The following is an 18,123-nucleotide window of genomic DNA, read 5'->3' as shown; positions in this document are numbered from 1 at the left end:
TTAGTTTATAAGTTTACTCCGTTACCTTGCAGAGATGCATCATGGTTCCACATAATCATCCATGGGTCATTGGTTTGTATTTGAAAAGCCTTCATTTTGTCTTTCATATGCTTTAAAATCGTTTTATAGTTTTCATCGTTTGCCAGATTTTTTGATTCTGTAGGGTCTTTTTCTAGATCATAAAGTTCAAACTCTGGTCTAAATAAATATTCGTTCACGGTTTTTGACCCGTAGTATTCAATATCATTTCTATATATAGCTTGCCATGTTGATGAAGCCCATAAATCTGACGCAAAAGGATACTCCAATGGGTATGCAATATTCCAAATAAGTTTATAGTTTTTGTTTCTTACTACACGCATTGGGTAATACATTGTAATTTCATGGAAAGTATGAGAGGCATATATTTCATCCCAGCCCTTAAACTCATCTTTACCAATTATATCATAAAAAGAGCGACCATGAAATTTATCGGGGTCATAAGTTATATGGGCCATTTCAAGAATAGTTGGGGTAAGGTCAACCCAAGAAATCATTGCATCGCTAATTGAACCTTTGTTATTTTTTGTAGGGTCTTTTATTATACATGGTAGATTTATACCTGGTTCGTATACTGTAGTTTTTGCACCTGGGAAAGCCATGCCATTATCAGATATGTAGAACACAATAGTGTTATCAGCTTTTCCTGTTTCTTGAAGCATTTGCATCAGTTTACCAAAACCTTGGTCAATCCGAGAAATACTTTGGTAATACTGGGCTATTTCCTCCCTTGTTTGTTTTGTATCTGGTAAAAAATTAGGTACAACAACATCTTTAGGATCGTACGTTATTGTTTCAACATTATTATAACCTTCTTTTTTGTTGCCAAAACTGTTTGGTGCATCCCATGGGTCGGGTTCAAATGGATCACCTCTGTGAGGGTCATCGGTACAGAAATATAAAAAAAACGGTTTGTCAGATTTTAAAATATTGGCACATTGTTGCGCCATTTCTACTGTGTTCCTTGGATCTGCTTCTAAAACCTGGTTAAAATGATAAACCTTTTCCGGTGCTACATGATATTTGCCAATTCTGGCTGTTTCATATCCGGCCTTACTTAATAGAACAGGAAGTGATTTAATAGAATCATACGAGCTAAAATGATGATAGTCATGTACATGCCCATAAGAACCCGTAGCATGACCAAACAACCCAGTAAGAATTACAGAACGGCTAGCTGCACAGCTGGCACTTGTGCAATAGGCATTTTTAAATACGGTGCCTTCGGTAGCTAATTTATCTAGATTTGGGGTTTTAATCTTTGTGTTACCATATGCACCAATAGCATCTGTACCATGGTCATCTGAAACAAAGAGAATAATATTTGGTCTTTCTTTAACCTGAATAGTAGTCTTAGCAATTTCTTTTTGTTTAGAGTCACAACTGTAAAAACCGACAATGATTACGATAAAAATAATTTTAGCGATGTACGTTTTCATAGTTAATATCTTTTCAAATTAATCAGTATCACTTTCATCTTTTAATTACAAAACATGGCTTTAAAAATCAGCTTATGGCATAAGTTGAAATAGTAAATAATGTATAGATTTCGGAGTATTTCAATTCACCGTAAATTAAAGGGTTTATAAAAAAATAAGTGTATTTGAGAATATATATTATGTAGTCTTACGTAAAGATGTTGGTTTTATATAAGCGCAATCTACGTGTAGCTGTTGATATACTGTTTTTTTAGATATATCAATAGTAAGCTAGAATTAAGGGAATGAAAAAATGTTAGTTATTTATTATAATTTGATTTGTGAAAACTAGTAGAAAGCTAAGAAAAGAAAAAGGTCACCTCTAGTCCTTTTTTTGATTTGGTCCTAAAGATTTTAAAACAATATTCGATAGCTAAAGTCAGATAGTAGCTTTTTGTGATTAATCAATTTTTGGATTACGCGATGCCATAATTATTTTTACTCACTAAATAATACAAAGCCTCTGAATTTACAGAGGCTTTGTATTAGTAGCGGGGACTGTACTCGAACCAACAACATTCTGTTTATAAGCTCCTTATTTTGAAAAATTCGATCGGTTTTTATTAGCTTAATTAAAAGTGCTATTTAAATAGGTCCATGATTTTAGAGCATGTAGTTATTTTATAACTTAAGAACTATGAAAGAAGGTCAAAAAAAATAGGAAAATTGTACTTATATATTAATTAGCGGTAATACCCACTCAGCACATTCCCCTCCATTCCGCGAAAAGCTTCATTTCGAAAAAAGAGCTTCACTACCAAAGGTCTTGAACAAGATGCTAAAATTTTAGATTTCCACTTCACTTCTCCAGCCGAAAATGGCAGGAACGCTACATTCCCAATATAAAATTTTAACATCACGTTCGCTTAAAAGGAAAATTGAATTTCAATTTGTTCCGCATCCAATGATTATATATTTCTTAAGGCATTTAGTACTACTTCCGAACCTCCACTATTATCTTTTTTTGACAGCAAAATAACAACATTCCATCTTGGACAACGGCATAAAGCCGCTACGCTTTTTATACGTCTAACCAAGTTGGAATATTGAAAAGTCTAGGCAACAAAAAAAGGTAACAGTGAAGGCACTATGGGAAGTAAATCTAAAATGAATCTTATGAAATCTTACATAATAATTAAAAAGGACGTGGAACAAAAGTTAAAAAAACAACAAAAGGAAAACGCTCTGGATATAATAAGTAAATCATTTCAAAAAAAATAAAAAATACTTACAGTCTGAATGGTTCAGATAGTTTATTAATTAATCTTTAAATATTTTATTATGAGTATGTTAAAAAACAAAGTACAGTTAATTGGGAATGTAGGAAATGCTCCTGAAATCAAGTCTTTAGAAAGTGGCAAGAAAGTCGCTAATTTTTCAATTGCTACCAATGAGTTTTATAAGAACTCGAATGGTGAGAAAGTACAGAATACGGAATGGCACAACATTGTAGCTTGGGGTAAAATTGCCGAAATAGTTGAAAAATTTGTAGGCAAGGGGAAGGAAGTAGCCATTGAGGGAAAACTGACTTCTAGAAGCTATGAAACTGAAGCAGGGGAAAAACGATATGTTACCGAAGTGGTAGCTAACGAAATCTTATTATTAGGTATCAAAGGCGAGTAAAAATAAAGGGGGCGTTCCCGTCGAAAGATACGCCCTCTTTTTCATTATTAAATTCTTAAAGAAAATTACAATGAATGATAAAGTTAGAGAAATTACAGAAGGATTACAACATTTTAACGGTACTGAAATCTTTTATCAAATACCATTAACACGGACCCGTTTTACGGATGGTTTAAAATACTTGGCTAACGTCGCAGGGTGTTTTTGGCTGATAACGGATGTTTCAGTTATTGCCAAGAGTTTGATGGATAAAAGTTATTTTATAACTATTGATTTTAAACGCTTAGCTGAAAAGGAAAAAACTGAGCTTGAGTGTGAAGCAATAATAACTTATAGTGATGGAAACGACAACATTTTTGAATCACATAGATATAGTTTTACAGATTTTCCTTTGGATAAATTACGATTGTATTTTGTAGATAATACATTAATGCTACCAAGCGAATATTAGCGGTATGGTATATCTAAATTATAACAACTTGGATGGTGAAACTCAAGAGCGATTGTTGAAACGATCTCGAGAAGAAATTGAAAATAAACATGGTAAAGAACTTCGCATGTATGCGGTAAATTATCATAAGGATTATAGTGTTGTCTTGGAAGAAGAAGCAATCCGTAATCTGTATAATTACAAATTCATTTTTACAATTTAAATCAAAACTAATTTGAAATTGAACGGGCAGCTTTAAAAAGTTGCCTTTTTGTTTTAGGAAAAATTCATCGGTTTTCAAATTATACTTCTAAATAAATAATACTGTCTCTAAACCGCTCTTAAATTTTTCAGTTTTAAAGCTAGTGGGTAAAAGAGCCTTTACCTTAAAGGAAAGGTATTCTGAATTTCCCCTGCGGGAAAAAAGGAATAGCAAGAGGGTAACCCGCTGGCGCGAGGTGTCGGTTTTCAGTTTTTTCAAAACATTAGTATTTATGGGGTCTAACAAGGTTTGGTTTTTTTTTTGAATTGAATATTAGAGTTTCTTTTTTACTAAAATCTCACTTCAGCCCCATTAATGAGCGAAATTTTTTACTAAAAAGATGGATAAAGGATATGAAAAAGAAGGCTTTGTAACCTTCAAGATTAAGATTTCGGTAGCGATTAGATTTAGACGGTTTTGCAAGAAAATGTCTGAATCGCAATCGATGGCTTTACTTCTGATGATAGCTTTTTTCGAGGAAAATGGTATTTCTCCACATGAAGCTATCGGACCTAAAATGCAAACTTTGGAATCGCTAATTAAGAAGCGAATCAATGGAGTGATTGCGATTATGAAAGACATCGAAAAGAACCAAACCAAACCAACGGTTGCTATGATGCAATCGCTTTTTGAACAAGCTGAGCCATCGAAGAAGAATTTGATTTTGGAAAAGGAAATTCCAGAAGAAAAACTAAAAGTCAGGTTTGTTGAGCGATTAGAAAATGATGAGGAATAATAAAACACTAGAGGAATGTATATAACTGTAACAGCACAAAAACTAGGGGGTAATTATTCACAAAATTCAGCGGGTTTCGTGGAGTACTTAGAAAAAGAAAACCAAGGATTGGAACAAGTGGATATGGAAGATTTCTTCAATCAATATGGAGATGAAATAAGTGCATCTGCAGTGGTTAAGGAAATTGACGGAAATACATCTAAACTGAAAAAGAAAGAGCCAAAGTTTTATTCCATTACTGTTAGTCCAAGTAAGTATGAGCTTAGAAAATTAGAAAATAGTCGAGAAGATTTGAAGCGATATACGAGAGCGATAATGAAAGATTATGCGAGCTGTTTTAATCGTGAGATTAATGGTAAACAGGTAACTGTTGATGATATTAAATACTATGCTAAAATTGAACATCAACGAACTTTTAAGGGAACGGATAAACAAGTCCGGGAGAATCAACTAATCGCCACCAAAATTTTAAATCTAAAAAATGAAATTAGGCAAATCAAGCAAGGGCAACAGGAGGGAAGCATCAAAAGACTAGAAAGTAAAATCAACCGATTAGAGAAAGAAGCGCCACATCAACAAAACGGAAAACGCATTGTTCAGGGAATGAATAAGGAGGGCAATCAGAGCCATATTCATATTATCGTAAGTAGAAAGGATATGTCTGATTCCGTCAGTCTTTCTCCAGGAAGTAAATACAAAGCTTCTGATGTTTTGATAAATGGAAAATTGGTAAAGCGTGGTTTTGATAGGGATTCGTTTTTTACAAAAGCGGAAAAGACATTTGATGCCACTTTTGACTATAAGCGTAATTATGCGGAATCCTATAAATCAAAGAAGGATTTTATCAAGAACCCTAAAGTCTATTTCACAACTTTATTGGGGTTACCTACAAGTGAGAAAGAAGTTGCTTTTAAAATTTTGGGAAAGGCAGGAGTGCCATTAAATAGTTTTCCATCCAATAAAGTACAACTGGCTTTAAAAACCATCAAGTATCTAAAGCGAGGTGTTGATGTGGCTCTTAAATCAGGTTCAATAGGTATTTAATATGGAAACACACGGTCTATTTTTTACACTTGTTTTAATATCAGGAATGGCTTTGGTTTTTTGGAGTATGTTTAAAATTACTCGATTTGCTTTTCTTATCAATTTGGCAATTACATCAGGATGTTTGGGTATTCTATTTGCTTTAGATTCGAATTTTTTAAGCAGGGCAGAAGCGGGGCTCTACATTAGTTGTCCTTTATTGTTGCTAAATGTGGTGCTATATGTATTTCTTCAGAAAGAAACATTAAACATTCACAACAAATATCAGGTTCATTTTAAAGTAAAACGGGGCAATTTTAAAATTGAGAACATAAAACGAGGAGCGTCTGTAATTGGTTCTGCAGGAAGTGGAAAGACGGAAAGTGTGGTCTATAATTTCTTAACACATTTTAGTAAGCATTCCTTTTGTGGGTTAATACACGATTATAAGAATTTTGAAATAACCGAAATGGCATACCCTTTATTTGAAGGTAATGGAGTTGATTTTAAAATTATTTCTTTTGACGAAATTTACGACAGGGTAAATCCAATTGCACCTCAGTATTTGCAAAATGAAGAGAGCGTAAATGAAGTGGCACGTGTACTGATGGAAAACTTATTGGAACAAAAAGAATCGGGAAGTTTTGGAGCGAGTAAATTCTTTAATGATGCCGCGGAAGGGTTAATAGGCGGTATGATTTGGAAACTACGAACATATTATCCAAAATACTGCACATTACCCCATCTTATAGCTATTTATCAATTCCTTGACACAGACAGCCTTATTGCTTTTTTGAGTTCTAATACTACCTCTAAAGCTATGGCAGATGCTTTTATAAGCGGAAAGGATTCTGATAGACAAACAGCTGGTGTTAAAAGTACATTGGCCAATGCGTTAAAGAAAATAAGTACGCAAAGTATTTTTATGGTGCTCTCAGAAGATGAAGTACCATTGAACATTAGCACTCAAAAAAAACCAACTGTTGTATCTGTTGTAAACAACCCCAAATATGAAACTGCTTATTCACCGATTATTGCAACTATAATCCATACAATTACTAAACAAATGAGTATACGTTCAGGTAAATCGTCATTTTTAATGATGGAGGAAGCACCAACTATCCGACTCTTGAATATGCACCGTATTCCGGCAACGCTGCGCAGTTATGATATTGCTACTGTTTATGTGATGCAGGACAAAATACAGAACGATATGATGTATGGAGACAAAGCCAGTAAAGCTATATTAAGCAACTTATCTTATCAATTCTTCGGAAAAGTAAATGATCCAGACACTGCAAAATACTACGAACGCTTCTTTGAGATAGTTAAGAATGAAACCACAAGTGTAAACAGAGGTTATAATTTAAATTTTGATACACGAATTACTACTGGAGAGCGTGAAGTCGCTAAAATTAGGGCAGATGTTTTCTTTCGTTTAAAACAAGGTGAGTTTGTAACTTTCGCTGATGGCGAGGATAAAAAGGTTCATTTTAAATTGCCTAAAATTGAAAAGCGATTGCCAAATAAAAGGAATTCCTATACTACAGAAGACTTACAGAAAAACTTTGAACGCATATATTTAGATGTAAAAAATTTATTTAAAGTCGATTAGATGTAAACTTCAAAACGGCAATTTCTCCTTAGGTTCCCTAACAGTAACTTTCCAAAACCCATCCACTTTAACAAGCTTAAACACCCCTGGAATTTTATCATAAGAAGTAGAATACTTCACCCAAGCCACATCACCTTCAATACTTTTTTCGATGATTTTAAAATTCATTTCTGAACTCTTGGGCTTGGCAAACATTTTCATAAGGTTTGAGAAATTGGCAAAGCCTTCTGGAGTAGTATACTTTTTTAAGGTTTCTTCGTCACTTTGGTAGAAACTTTCAGCAACGGTTTTGGCAATAGAAGTGGGAGATGAATCCTGAGTTTCCGCGCAACCAATAAATAATAACATCAAGGCAATTAGTACAATATTCTTCATAACAGTTTTAATTTGGGTTATTAATATATTTATGTGAAGCTTTCAGCTCAAAATTACGCTCACCGTTATTTTCTTTAAGTTCAATGACAACTCTACGGTCATTGCTTAATGAAAATTTAGGCAGTACATAAACCATTCGCACAGTTCCGTTTTCTGCTATTTTAGTTGGTCGATTATATACGAACAGCGGTTTTTGGTATATGCGCTGCAGTGATTTCTTTTTTCCTTTTTGTTTTGTTTGAATTGATATCTCCAAAAAATTCAAATCATAATCTAAAGTAGATGTGTTTTTAATTTGGAGAACGAAATACAGTTCTTCCTTATCAAAGACAATATTTTTAATACTTAACTCAATACCCTCATATCGTTTTTGAAGGTTTTTAAAACTCTGTTTTCTCTGAACCAAATAGTTACAGGCGCGTAAATAGTAATCTGATTTACTAACACTGTTAACCTCTTTGCCAACAATAGGCATATTAGAACTTGATTTTTCATTCCCAATACTACTAGCACTTGGAACAAAATAATTGAGCTTTGAAAGCTGTTCTTTATACCTTACAATATACGAAAAAATAGCTCCGTTTCTATTGATTACCAGTAGATTACTTTCTTTTCCAGGAGTAGCTTGTAATAGTCCAAAGCACTGTTCTTTGTCACGATTATAGGTGAATATGAAATTATCGGAGCCAGTAATACCTTGCCGTATAGGTTCCGGGAAAAACAAGGCTACATTCTTCTGATCGTTGGCATAAATGGTGTCTAGTATTATTTTTTCTTGTGCATACGTGAGAACGAAAACACAGCTTATGATTGAGGTAAGAATATATCTTTTCATAACAGTAAGTTTTTAAATGCCCATTATAGGCTCATAATTTTGGTTTTAGAATTAGCTTGTAATTATTGAGCACGGTGACTTTTACGGTGCGATTATTTCTGCGAAACACTTTTGTAATACCATTTACTTGTGGAACACTTGGGATGTTAATATCCTGTATCATATCATCTAGAACCTCATTCGTAGCTTCTTCTCTAAAACTATTTTCGACATAAATTCCCTCGCTACCGTCCGAAAGGTCATATGCTTTTAAGTTTGTTGGATGATGGTTAACATTTTCAATTTTAATCAATGCCCTATTAGGCTGAAAGCTGATGAAACCGAAAAGGAGTGTGTTTTTTGGAATTAACTTATTATTGATGGTGGCGGTTTCCGTTAATCGCATCCGTAGCCGGGTATTGGTTTTTACTATTTGGCTACCATCCACTGTAACCAAGATTTCGGAATCTGTATTTCCTAAATTAGAAGCATCATTGGTTAGAGGCGAAGACGCAAAGAAGAGCTGATGTTCTAAACCCATTTCCTTTGCTTCGATTTTAATTTCTCGTTTAATATCTGATGAATCTATCTCTTTAATAACTTTTGGAATAGGTATTCGCTGCCCAATGTTTTCATAAGTCCTATCGGAATAGTTTATGCGACTTGCATTGTAGATACTATCAATTATACGCTCCTTTTTATTTTCATCTAAATCTGGATTATAAAAGCCTAAGGAGTCAATAAATTTTTCATCATAAATGCTAGGTGCATTTGTTTCACGGACTTTTTTTAAATCATTAATAGCATCTAATTTAGAATCATATTCCTTTTGTACCTCTTCAAGTTCAGGAACTAGTGTTTGTTTTAAATTTCCACTTTCACTTTCATCATCTCCCATAATTAAAATCGAATAGGATATTAGGAATATGAGAATTATGACCAATACAGAACCAAAGACTATTTTATTCTTTTCTATTTGCATAAGAGTTTGTTTTTAAAAGGTTTCCTAGCTACCTCTAGTTGGATTATGAACTTTCATTATTTAATTTTTTCAAACTTTTTTCATAATATTCTGTAATAAGCAAACCATGTGGATTATTTGGAAAGTTTCGGTTTACGGAAATAAGATTTCCTATGGTAATTAGTTCGTAGGTATCTAATACGGACCCACGATTGATTTCGAAAATAGTTACCGTCATAAAACTATATGCGCCTTTCTTTTCTTCGATTTGCGTATCAATACGAACTACTTTCTGGACTAAGGAATATTGCAAAAGGCGATTGTAAACACCATCAGATTTCTTTTGACGGTATAGATTATCTACCGAACTATTCCCAAGCCATAAGGCTTTCTCTAAATTCTTTTCGAAGTTGCTTGCATCAATATTATAGAAGTACCTATGAAATAATTCTATATGTGCCAAGGCTTCCACGTCGAAACTTTCTTTTTGTGCCATTAGCTTCAAGGGAATTATAGTACCGTCTGTATTCACAGCAAAGGCGCTATTCATTGCTTTGGCATTGATATTATAAACCATCCAAATTGAAAATAGGCTTGACGCCGTTGCAAAAAATACCGAAGACAATACAATGAGCCTATTGATTTTTAAAACAGCGTAGATGTCTTTGTATGGTGTTTTCATTCCATATTATTTAGTTTGTGAATAATCTTAAGGTGAAAGATGTAGCTCTTCTGTAGAGCTTGAATTTGAGGAATACGATAAATCCAACAGATCCTAATTGAACAACTGGAGCAAAAAAGCCCTGGCCGAATTCAGTTCCAAATAGGTTGGTCCAAAAGTTGGTATTGATTTCAGTGTAAATAGCATTCACGAATACATTCACCAAAAAGAAGGCTGGTACCAGCATATATACGGCTGCATACAGTTTGAAAAAAGTATATGCTAGAGATCTAAATTTTTCAAAGACCGCTAGACTAATAATCAATGGAAAAAATGCCTGCATTATCCCAAGTAGAAAAAAGCGTTCGGCTAAGAATAGTGGGTAGATAAAAAGGTCTAGAATCCAAAGAAATGTGCTGATAATGAATGCAAATATTTTGAATCCGTATAATGGAGTAATTAAAGCTTCATAAAGTAAAGTCATCGCCATACTAGCAGCATCCAACATACTAACATCTTCTTCCAAGGGTATATCTTGTAATTGCAATGGTAGTAGCGCAGGAGCTGTTCCCCTGTACTGCGACTCAACAGCCACCAAAATGCCATCAAAAAATCCTAATAACTGTGTAGAGAAAATAACCAAAAGCACAACTGCAAAGTTTTTAGCTAGCTCTGCCGGACTCAATCCCCAGGTATAACCATCTTTATCAGCAATACCTTCATTATATTTTTTTAAGATATTGATAAGAAAGAACAATACAGCAAGAGTTTTCATGCCGGCAATCGTGTATTGCGAGAAGTTACTATCCTGTATAGTTTGGAATACAGTATCAATGTATTCCAGCCCAATTCCTAAAAGTATTACGGCAGTCATCTTTAGTAATTTATTTGACGATTATTGACTTTGTCCTGCATTTTTCTAAAGGAGATAATTTCACGGTAGCGCTTTGTTTTTACTGTAATATTTGAGACCATTTTTTTTGACTCTAGTTCTTTTTGTTTCAATATCAGTGCTCTTTCAGAATCGGTCATTTTTAGAAAATCGTTAGATAAAATTTGATCAACAAAATCAAGACTTTCAAGTGCATTTTCTATGACATAATTAAAAGAATCGGAAATGCGTTCCACTTCATTAGGCTCTATGTAAGGTGAGTTGAGAATATTACGTACATCAATTTGTACTACATCAAAAAGTATTTGATTATTTCGTGCTAGTTCTCGTACTGCTTTTAACTGTCTAACTACATTGTTAACCTTCTCTAGGTTTTCTTTTTGTTCTTTTAGAAATTGTACCGTTTTTAATAGCTCTGATGTTTGCTTCGCAGATTCTATAAGTGATTTAGCTAAACCAATGAAGTTGGTATTATCATAAACTGGCATTCCTTGAGATGTTACTCTGGAAGACATTAATAGGGTTAGCATGATGGCAAATACGAGTATTTTAATTTTCTTTATCATTACATTTTTATTTAGAATTAATATTCATTTTGAATGAATTCGGAAATAGCTTTTTCCATACAATTATGTTTTTTATAAAGCGCCATTATGGCATCGTTCTCCTTACCATCTGTTAGGTAAGCTGCGTATACTTCTTTCGGAACTTCTAGCCTAAATATGTTGCTCTCTTTCCCTATTTTGATAAACATTTCGGTGTATTTTCTAGGTCCTGTAAGATTGTTTTTAATAGATTTTAATTGGTTTAAATCATGACTGGAAAGGTTTAATCTTTTCTGAAGCTCATCATACCCTTTTTCATTGTTTAAGCTGTAAATGACTTGGGTGTTTTCAAGAATACTTGCCGATGTAGAATTGTTAGGTAATTGATTGATAGATTGAAGAATGATGCCAATAGCACCATTTTGTTTTCGAATAGCTTGGTAATAAAATTCAACACTCTCCAGAACATTGTCGAACTTTAACTGCTTTGCAAATTCATCAAATAGGATGATACCTTTTTCGGCTCTATTTTTCCAAATGGTTCTTTGAATTGCAGATTTAATGAGCTTAAGCATTACGGAAAGTATTTCCTTATTATCCTTGACTTCATCTAATTCAAAAACAATTAATCTTTTGTCTTCTATTTTATAGGTTTGGTCTTCGCTGGCTTCAAAAAGAAAACTGTATAGACCATCGCCAACATACTCCGACATAACATGTAAAAAACTTATAACATTGAAGTAGTCAGGATGGATTTTAAGTGCTACTAAAAGGGATGTTTGATGATTCTCAATGAACTTATAGAAACCGTCTAGCGAATGATTTATAGAAGTACTATTATAATAATGACGAAGAATCTTTTTTACTGATACCGATTGCGCTTTTGTAACCTTTATGTCTGAAGCGAATAGTTCAAAAAGAAAGACAGATAAATCCTCTAAACGTTCAGGAGTCAAATCATTAATATCACTGATATAAAAAGGATTTATGCCTAAATTCTTTCCACTTTCATATCGTAATACGGTGTATTTCTCTGGATAAAGTTTAGCGAATTTGGTATAGGAACCTCCTAAATCTATGATGACTAGGCGCACACCACTTTCAAAATACTGTCTTAGTATATTATTTGCCAAGAACGATTTGCCTTCACCCGTTGGGGCGAATATGGCAAAGTTTCTCGCCTTAATGCGTTTTTTAGTTTCATCCCAAACATCCTTTAAAATTGGGGTGTTATGAACTCTATCGTTGAAAATAATTCCTGTAGAGTCAGACTTGTAATTACTATTGTTAATGAACAGGCATAAGGCATGTTTTAAATCGGTAACATATAAGTCGTCATCTGAAAAGTTTGAAGAAAAGCAACAGTAACTGTTTAAAATATAATTTTTACGTTCCTCACCTTTTGGGTAATAAGGGTTGATATCTAGTTCTTTAAATTCTGTTTTAATTTTAGAGGCAATTTTTTCTAGCTGTCGAGCTTCCTTATCCCAGTAAATTATATTTAAATGTCCTCTTATAACACGTGTTTGGTCATCAGCATTTATTTGTTCTAGAATGTGTTGAATCTTCGATAGCACAACTTTGTTCTGCGAACCAAAATTGGAGCTTTTGTTAAGTTCTTCTACTTTCTTATCTAGTTGCTTGCGCCATTTATGTTTGTCATCCAAATAAATAATTTGGTTTACGATATGGTTTTCATGGAGCGTTAATCCCAAACCATCTATAAAACCTTGATGGAATACAAAGTCATCGGTAGTAAAGCGTTCATTGGTTTTGCTTGTTTGCACGCTTTCACTAAAACATAATTCACTATTTACAGCAAGTACATCAAAGTTGTTTTCTCCTACAGTAATATTGGACTTATCTAGTATAATATCGGTATCGAAACCTGAATTAAAGCCATTGAAATAGGTATGCGTAAAGTTGTGTATGGCTTTTGCATCAATTGAAGTATAATGTACTTTTCGGCTATTGTTAAGAAAAGAAACAGCATCATTTACAGCGCTAATGAAACTTGCTACGGTTTCATCTGCATCACGAATAACTTGTTTAGAAACATCACGAAACGGATTGACGAATTTGCTGTTGTTTAACGCATTATTTTTAGTCAAAATAAAGAATAGATAGCTGTGATGTTCTATATACTCTCGACCTTTAAAATACTCATGTGTAGCTTTTTCTAGAAAAGTAGAATTGGGCAATACTTGAGAGGTATACTTTTGTTTGAGGTACACATCTTGCTTATGAATAACGCACCCTGTCGGTAATGATTTAATAGCCTGAAACCATGCTCCATGCATATCCTCAAAGTCCTTTTCTGATAAGGAATATATTTCAGGTAGAGTGCCTTTAAAGCATACTACTACATTGCCGTTATTGGCAAACACCACATTCTCATTGATGTTTATAATAGGATAGTAGGATGCCAAGTTTATCTTATTCATAATACAGTGCTGATGTTTTTTTGTTGCTAATACTTTTAGGAAATACTTTGGCGATATGAAGCCATTGTGGATTTTGAGAAAATTTGGTCAAGCCTATATACAGCATTGCATTAAATAGAATTACACAGATGATAATACCTAAACCAAAAGAGAATATGATGATTAATAGGGATGCTATAACAGCTATCATCATAAGGGCGAATAGTGAAATAGGTAAGCCAAAAATCATTGCCCGTTTTCGTATGTTTTTATAGACTTCGAACTTTTTCATAATCTGATTTTTATAAATCGCGCTATGCGGATTAGACTACTATTGAAATTAGATAGGTGAATATGCCCACGACGGCACCGGCAATAAGTACGAAAACCAGAACACGGGTAATCCCTTTTTTAAGGTCTGCATTTTCACCGAAGAAATGCCCTGCATTGAACAGAAATCCAATTAGGAAGATAACCCCGAGAATAATAGGAAAAATAGTTCTAATAGTATCTGAAACATCGTTTACGGATTCTTCAATTCCCCCAATTTGTGCAAGTATTGGTGCTGTAACAAATAGAAATACAATGACTGCAAATTTTGATTTTTTCATGATAATTAGTTTTTAGGTTTTAGCCTGTGAGGTTATATGCTTTTATTGAGCTCTTCTCTAAGACGTACTTGCGAAATCTATCAGTGATAGCTCGTAATGCATGAAATCTTCCAAAATTTAACTGTAGCTGCTGTTAAATTTTGGAAGATTCTTATGGTAAGGAAGTAATCGTTGCATTTTGTGTAACGAACAATACTACTATGGGCTTTTTAAAACTTGTTATTGCTGGGATTATTTATGGGACCTTTTTATCATTTTCTTATGGTCAAAATACTGATAAAATTATTATGGTAATCGATCCTGGACATGGAGGAATAGATACGGGTGCAGTAGGTGTAAATGGAGTTTTTGAAAAGGATATCGTTTTAAGTATTGCTAAAAAGATCGATAGTTTAAATGCCAATCTATTTGACGACCGATTTGAAATCTATTTGACTAGATATCGTGATACATTAATTTCGTTAAGCGATAGAACAAAGCTCGCGAAAAGGCTAAATATAAATGTTTTTATCTCATTGCATTGCAATCAAGCTGTAAATAAGAAAGCCATTGGTATTGAGGTATATGTAGTTGAGAGAAAAAGACATTATTCAAAATCTTCAATTAGATTAGCAAACATTATGCAACGTGAGTTAAATGATAATCTTGGTTTTAAGAGTAGGGGAGTGAAAACAGCAAATTTTCAAGTACTGCGAGAAACTGCCGATAATTGTCCAGCAGTATTATTAGAGTTGGGGTATTTGTCCTCTGTTGATGAAGCCGAGCATTTGATCAATGAAGAAAAACATAATGGTATTGCGCTTGTAATATTGGAATCTATATTCAAAAATATGTAGGTATGGGAGAAGTATACTTGTAGGATTTAATTTGTCTTATAAATAATATTCAAGACGGGGTGAGTTAAATAATTAACTTATCCATTTTTAGCATTAAGTATAAATCACTTTTGTATATTATTACCTTGCATTTTAAAAATTAAATTTAATATATAAAATGATCTAAAGAATACTAATATTATAAAATTAGCACAAACTAAATTTAAATATAACCCAAAATCTGAATAAATGTTTGATGTAAAAATGCTTATTGCTAATGACAAAAATGAAATAAATAAAAGTGAAGCAACGCCGTTTTTTAAAATAGACACTGCTTTAGAGTATAACTTAGAAGCTAAAAAGACTTTAAAACTATTTACCGTATTTGATTCATTCGAAATTATTGAATTTGATTTTAGAGTAAGCAAAATTGTTAATAAAGTCAATATGAATCCAGAAACAGTAATACCTATAGATGGTATTACTTGAGAAGTATTGTCAAAACTTAAATGCAAGCAATTCTTCTTCTCGAGAATAATTACTATTGTTATAGTTATTATATTAATAAATACATCGTAGACTAAAGGTCTCTTGTAATATATATCTAAAACTTTATTAAGCCACATTTGAATTCATTTTTTCGGCTTTGTAATTTACATATTTTTGTTTAATATCATTAAATAGTTGCTTTGTATCTAAAAGACCTTTTTTTCCATCTTTCAATGGGCATTTTGTTTCCAATTGTACTTTTCCACGAATTAGGTTGAAGTCGCTATCAATACCATCGGTATCTTCATATTCTAAATAAAAGTCTTCAATATCCTCCATTACTTTAGTATCCTGTAAAATAGCACTAAGTATTTTTTTAGATGTACTTACCATTTTATGATTTTTTTCAGTGACTAGTTTTTTTCCTCCTGAATCTCTAAAAGACAGGTCTACTTTAATAGATTTAGGATCTACAGTATTTACTAAAGATTGCATGTTTGAAATGAATGCATCATCAATATTTCTATATAATGACGGTAAATTCTCTGGTTTAGCTTTAAATCTAAATTTAAATACCTTTTCAAGAGAATCAATCACTTGTTGAACGGACTTCTCCATATGTATACGCGCAGTACATGCTTTCGAAATATATAAATGTTTTCTAGATGAAATAGTTCTGAAATAAAATTCAATGTCTGAAATTTTAGGGCCTAAGCTATTATATTCACAGATAATTGTAGGGTCATTGAGCTTATTCATATCAACATAAAAATTTGTTGATTCAACGAGCTCTTTGTTTTTAAGATCAATAGTTGAAGATATAGTAAGTTTTTCTTTATCTAAAAAAGAGGGGAATTTGTCTCTAAAAAGATTTATTTTACATTTGAACATTTTGTCAGGATGCGAATATGATGCTGATGAGATAAAAAGTCTCCTAGATTCTGCTTTGTCTCGTGATTCATATCTATCTATGATAATAAAGCGCTGATTTTCTGTACGCTCATCATTTATCTTCTTTATACATGATTTTATTATATTGAAGCTTCCAATTTCAGAACTTCTTTCCTTATATGGTTGAAATATTAAGTCGAAAATATGAAATTTTACATCTAAATGATTTGACATAGCTTGTCCAATTATTATTTTAAAATTTAAAAATACTAATATGTGCTATATAAAGAGAATAAGTAGTAAAATCTTACAATAATAGTTATTCACATTTTTAAAACATTAATGGTTATTTGCTATAATTTTTTTCTCTCAATTTATAATTAATATCTTTTTTTAGTCAAATTTCCCCAAACCAAAGGATGCTCACTTGCAGCATTATATTTACTAGAGACCTCCTTGTAAGTAGACCATTGTGGTTTTTTAGTGGGCCACATCGCTTTGCGATGTAATCCGCTGTCTTGCATTCTTTCAAAGAGCGCTGGAGAGAATAGTAAATAATCTTTTTGCTTAATGTTGACGCCTTTCCTATAAGCACCTAAACGATAGTAGGTTGCATCGTCCCCCTCATCTGTTGTAACTTCAAATGAGAAATGTTTTGTAATGTCTTTTACATCGGTATCTTGAAATAACGGAGTTAAAGAATCGCAATAGGAGGGTGTATTAAAAGTTCCGGCAATAATAACATTGGTCTTCCCTTGAGCGATCAAGTTTTTATAGATTCTCGCAATATTTTCAACCAGGCTCTTTCGAATCTTATGTGCTATTTCTTGGTCATCGGTTTGATTAACTAGGTTGGTTGCTAGAATATGTATTTCCTCTGAATTTAAAGTACTGATTTCATATTCAACAAGTTGTTGAAACAGGTCACTATACCCTCCAATTAAATGAGTTTTTATAGTTTGTAAGATATAGCCTTCGTGAAGTAATATGGCTATTTCTAAACCCTTCATATCATTACTCTGTATTACGAAAGTATGGCTGTATGGTTTGTAATTAAATTTTGGCAAAACTATTTGGTTAAATTCCTCAAGTGATGCTCTGTCTTCTACCTCTTGCAGCAATAGAATATCTGCATTGGTATCGGCAATTACTCGGGCTTTGTTATCAGTGGCAGCTGGTGAAATGGGCTTGGTTTGAAGCTCTATCCATCCATTCCAATTGGTCAAATGACCAGCTCTTGACTCAGTGGAATGATGAATGCCTTTCATATATAATAATCCGGCTTTACGCCTCATTACTGCATAGGGCAGAGGAGTTGTTTTTTCAAACCCCAGTAAAAAAGATAATTCTCTAATCCGTTCTTGTTCAGATAATGAATTGCCCGTCTTTCGCATCAACATATCAAGCTCCTCAATCCAATCTGTCATACATTTTCCAATG

The 18,123-nt window shown here is 33.0% G+C and carries 20 protein-coding genes; 8 read left to right on the top strand and 12 right to left on the bottom strand.

The window, feature by feature from the left end; all coding sequences use genetic code 11:
• Positions 1–5: 5 nt before the first annotated feature.
• Complete coding sequence (locus CSC80_RS01375) at positions 6–1,478, bottom strand: sulfatase (protein WP_099189241.1); 1,473 nt, start codon at positions 1,476–1,478, stop codon at positions 6–8.
• A 1,320-nt stretch (positions 1,479–2,798) separates the two neighbouring features.
• On the opposite strand from CSC80_RS01375, the gene ssb reads away from it, so the two are divergent.
• From ssb to CSC80_RS01345, 6 genes are all read left to right on the top strand, one after another.
• Entirely contained in the window at positions 2,799–3,140 is a 342-nt protein-coding gene (gene ssb / locus CSC80_RS01370; RefSeq protein ID WP_099189239.1) for a single-stranded DNA-binding protein, read from the top strand.
• A gap of 70 nt (positions 3,141–3,210) precedes the next feature.
• Positions 3,211–3,591 (top strand): DUF6876 family protein, encoded by a 381-nt coding sequence (locus CSC80_RS01365; protein WP_099189237.1) that lies wholly within the window; start codon positions 3,211–3,213, stop codon positions 3,589–3,591.
• Between the two features lie 4 nt (positions 3,592–3,595).
• A complete protein-coding gene (locus CSC80_RS01360; RefSeq protein WP_099189235.1) occupies positions 3,596–3,793 on the top strand; it encodes a hypothetical protein in 198 nt (65 codons plus the stop codon).
• A 379-nt stretch (positions 3,794–4,172) separates the two neighbouring features.
• Positions 4,173–4,568 (top strand): BfmA/BtgA family mobilization protein, encoded by a 396-nt coding sequence (locus CSC80_RS01355; RefSeq protein ID WP_180268567.1) that lies wholly within the window; start codon positions 4,173–4,175, stop codon positions 4,566–4,568.
• Positions 4,569–4,583: 15 nt separating this feature from the next.
• Positions 4,584–5,612: a MobB family relaxase gene (gene mobB, locus CSC80_RS01350; RefSeq protein ID WP_099189233.1), complete on the top strand. Its 1,029-nt coding sequence runs from the start codon at positions 4,584–4,586 to the stop codon at positions 5,610–5,612.
• 1 nt (position 5,613) lies between these two features.
• On the top strand, positions 5,614–7,206 hold the full coding sequence (locus CSC80_RS01345) for a type IV secretory system conjugative DNA transfer family protein (RefSeq protein ID WP_099189231.1): 1,593 nt from the start codon (positions 5,614–5,616) through the stop codon (positions 7,204–7,206).
• A gap of 9 nt (positions 7,207–7,215) precedes the next feature.
• Here CSC80_RS01345 and CSC80_RS01340 read toward each other — a convergent pair whose 3' ends face one another.
• The 9 genes from CSC80_RS01340 to CSC80_RS01300 form a co-directional block, all read right to left on the bottom strand.
• Positions 7,216–7,581, bottom strand: a complete 366-nt coding sequence (locus CSC80_RS01340; RefSeq protein ID WP_099189229.1) for a DUF4878 domain-containing protein — start codon at positions 7,579–7,581, stop codon at positions 7,216–7,218.
• A gap of 7 nt (positions 7,582–7,588) precedes the next feature.
• Entirely contained in the window at positions 7,589–8,416 is an 828-nt protein-coding gene (locus CSC80_RS01335) for a DUF4138 domain-containing protein (RefSeq protein WP_099189227.1), read from the bottom strand.
• A gap of 31 nt (positions 8,417–8,447) precedes the next feature.
• Complete coding sequence (traM, locus tag CSC80_RS01330; protein ID WP_099189225.1) at positions 8,448–9,377, bottom strand: conjugative transposon protein TraM; 930 nt, start codon at positions 9,375–9,377, stop codon at positions 8,448–8,450.
• Between the two features lie 43 nt (positions 9,378–9,420).
• The gene (locus CSC80_RS01325; RefSeq protein ID WP_099189223.1) at positions 9,421–10,038 is read right to left on the bottom strand and encodes a conjugal transfer protein TraK; all 618 of its coding nucleotides are present in this window, start codon (positions 10,036–10,038) and stop codon (positions 9,421–9,423) included.
• 10 nt (positions 10,039–10,048) lie between these two features.
• The gene (locus CSC80_RS01320) at positions 10,049–10,891 is read right to left on the bottom strand and encodes a hypothetical protein (protein ID WP_099189221.1); all 843 of its coding nucleotides are present in this window, start codon (positions 10,889–10,891) and stop codon (positions 10,049–10,051) included.
• Positions 10,892–10,893: 2 nt separating this feature from the next.
• Complete coding sequence (locus CSC80_RS01315) at positions 10,894–11,424, bottom strand: conjugal transfer protein (RefSeq protein ID WP_236973298.1); 531 nt, start codon at positions 11,422–11,424, stop codon at positions 10,894–10,896.
• Positions 11,425–11,492: 68 nt separating this feature from the next.
• A complete protein-coding gene (locus CSC80_RS01310) occupies positions 11,493–13,898 on the bottom strand; it encodes a TraG family conjugative transposon ATPase (RefSeq protein WP_099189218.1) in 2,406 nt (801 codons plus the stop codon).
• Positions 13,891–14,169, bottom strand: a complete 279-nt coding sequence (locus tag CSC80_RS01305; RefSeq protein ID WP_099189216.1) for a hypothetical protein — start codon at positions 14,167–14,169, stop codon at positions 13,891–13,893. The genes CSC80_RS01310 and CSC80_RS01305 overlap by 8 nt, the downstream gene beginning before the upstream one ends.
• Before the next feature lie 31 nt (positions 14,170–14,200).
• Positions 14,201–14,488, bottom strand: a complete 288-nt coding sequence (locus CSC80_RS01300) for a hypothetical protein (RefSeq protein WP_099189214.1) — start codon at positions 14,486–14,488, stop codon at positions 14,201–14,203.
• A 140-nt stretch (positions 14,489–14,628) separates the two neighbouring features.
• On the opposite strand from CSC80_RS01300, the gene CSC80_RS01295 reads away from it, so the two are divergent.
• Positions 14,629–15,324, top strand: coding sequence for an N-acetylmuramoyl-L-alanine amidase (locus CSC80_RS01295; protein ID WP_236973297.1), 696 nt, complete (start codon positions 14,629–14,631; stop codon positions 15,322–15,324).
• A gap of 228 nt (positions 15,325–15,552) precedes the next feature.
• Positions 15,553–15,792, top strand: a complete 240-nt coding sequence (locus CSC80_RS01290; protein WP_099189210.1) for a hypothetical protein — start codon at positions 15,553–15,555, stop codon at positions 15,790–15,792.
• Positions 15,793–15,918: 126 nt separating this feature from the next.
• On the opposite strand, the gene CSC80_RS01285 is transcribed toward CSC80_RS01290, so the two are convergent.
• Together CSC80_RS01285 and CSC80_RS01280 are read right to left on the bottom strand one after the other, a co-directional pair.
• Positions 15,919–16,917: a hypothetical protein gene (locus CSC80_RS01285; protein WP_099189208.1), complete on the bottom strand. Its 999-nt coding sequence runs from the start codon at positions 16,915–16,917 to the stop codon at positions 15,919–15,921.
• A 146-nt stretch (positions 16,918–17,063) separates the two neighbouring features.
• Complete coding sequence (locus CSC80_RS01280; RefSeq protein WP_143751710.1) at positions 17,064–18,110, bottom strand: endonuclease/exonuclease/phosphatase family protein; 1,047 nt, start codon at positions 18,108–18,110, stop codon at positions 17,064–17,066.
• Positions 18,111–18,123: the final 13 nt, after the last annotated feature.

Source organism: Maribacter sp. 6B07 (assembly GCF_002700155.1).
In the GTDB taxonomy this organism is placed as follows: domain Bacteria; phylum Bacteroidota; class Bacteroidia; order Flavobacteriales; family Flavobacteriaceae; genus Maribacter; species Maribacter dokdonensis.
This window is presented reverse-complemented; position numbering and strand designations above follow the sequence as displayed.

Coding starts and splice junctions, on each gene's coding strand:
- CSC80_RS01300 (WP_099189214.1), bottom strand. CDS start 14,488: ATGAAAAAATCAAAATTTGCAGTCATTGTATTTCTATTTGTTACAGCA.
- CSC80_RS01345 (WP_099189231.1), top strand. CDS start 5,614: ATGGAAACACACGGTCTATTTTTTACACTTGTTTTAATATCAGGAATG.
- CSC80_RS01360 (WP_099189235.1), top strand. CDS start 3,596: ATGGTATATCTAAATTATAACAACTTGGATGGTGAAACTCAAGAGCGA.
- CSC80_RS01315 (WP_236973298.1), bottom strand. CDS start 11,424: ATGTCTTCCAGAGTAACATCTCAAGGAATGCCAGTTTATGATAATACC.
- CSC80_RS01355 (WP_180268567.1), top strand. CDS start 4,173: ATGGATAAAGGATATGAAAAAGAAGGCTTTGTAACCTTCAAGATTAAG.
- CSC80_RS01305 (WP_099189216.1), bottom strand. CDS start 14,169: ATGAAAAAGTTCGAAGTCTATAAAAACATACGAAAACGGGCAATGATT.
- CSC80_RS01365 (WP_099189237.1), top strand. CDS start 3,211: ATGAATGATAAAGTTAGAGAAATTACAGAAGGATTACAACATTTTAAC.
- CSC80_RS01280 (WP_143751710.1), bottom strand. CDS start 18,110: ATGACAGATTGGATTGAGGAGCTTGATATGTTGATGCGAAAGACGGGC.
- ssb (WP_099189239.1), top strand. CDS start 2,799: ATGAGTATGTTAAAAAACAAAGTACAGTTAATTGGGAATGTAGGAAAT.
- CSC80_RS01325 (WP_099189223.1), bottom strand. CDS start 10,038: ATGAAAACACCATACAAAGACATCTACGCTGTTTTAAAAATCAATAGG.
- mobB (WP_099189233.1), top strand. CDS start 4,584: ATGTATATAACTGTAACAGCACAAAAACTAGGGGGTAATTATTCACAA.
- CSC80_RS01290 (WP_099189210.1), top strand. CDS start 15,553: ATGTTTGATGTAAAAATGCTTATTGCTAATGACAAAAATGAAATAAAT.
- CSC80_RS01375 (WP_099189241.1), bottom strand. CDS start 1,478: ATGAAAACGTACATCGCTAAAATTATTTTTATCGTAATCATTGTCGGT.
- CSC80_RS01285 (WP_099189208.1), bottom strand. CDS start 16,917: ATGTCAAATCATTTAGATGTAAAATTTCATATTTTCGACTTAATATTT.
- traM (WP_099189225.1), bottom strand. CDS start 9,377: ATGCAAATAGAAAAGAATAAAATAGTCTTTGGTTCTGTATTGGTCATA.
- CSC80_RS01340 (WP_099189229.1), bottom strand. CDS start 7,581: ATGAAGAATATTGTACTAATTGCCTTGATGTTATTATTTATTGGTTGC.
- CSC80_RS01310 (WP_099189218.1), bottom strand. CDS start 13,898: ATGAATAAGATAAACTTGGCATCCTACTATCCTATTATAAACATCAAT.
- CSC80_RS01335 (WP_099189227.1), bottom strand. CDS start 8,416: ATGAAAAGATATATTCTTACCTCAATCATAAGCTGTGTTTTCGTTCTC.
- CSC80_RS01320 (WP_099189221.1), bottom strand. CDS start 10,891: ATGACTGCCGTAATACTTTTAGGAATTGGGCTGGAATACATTGATACT.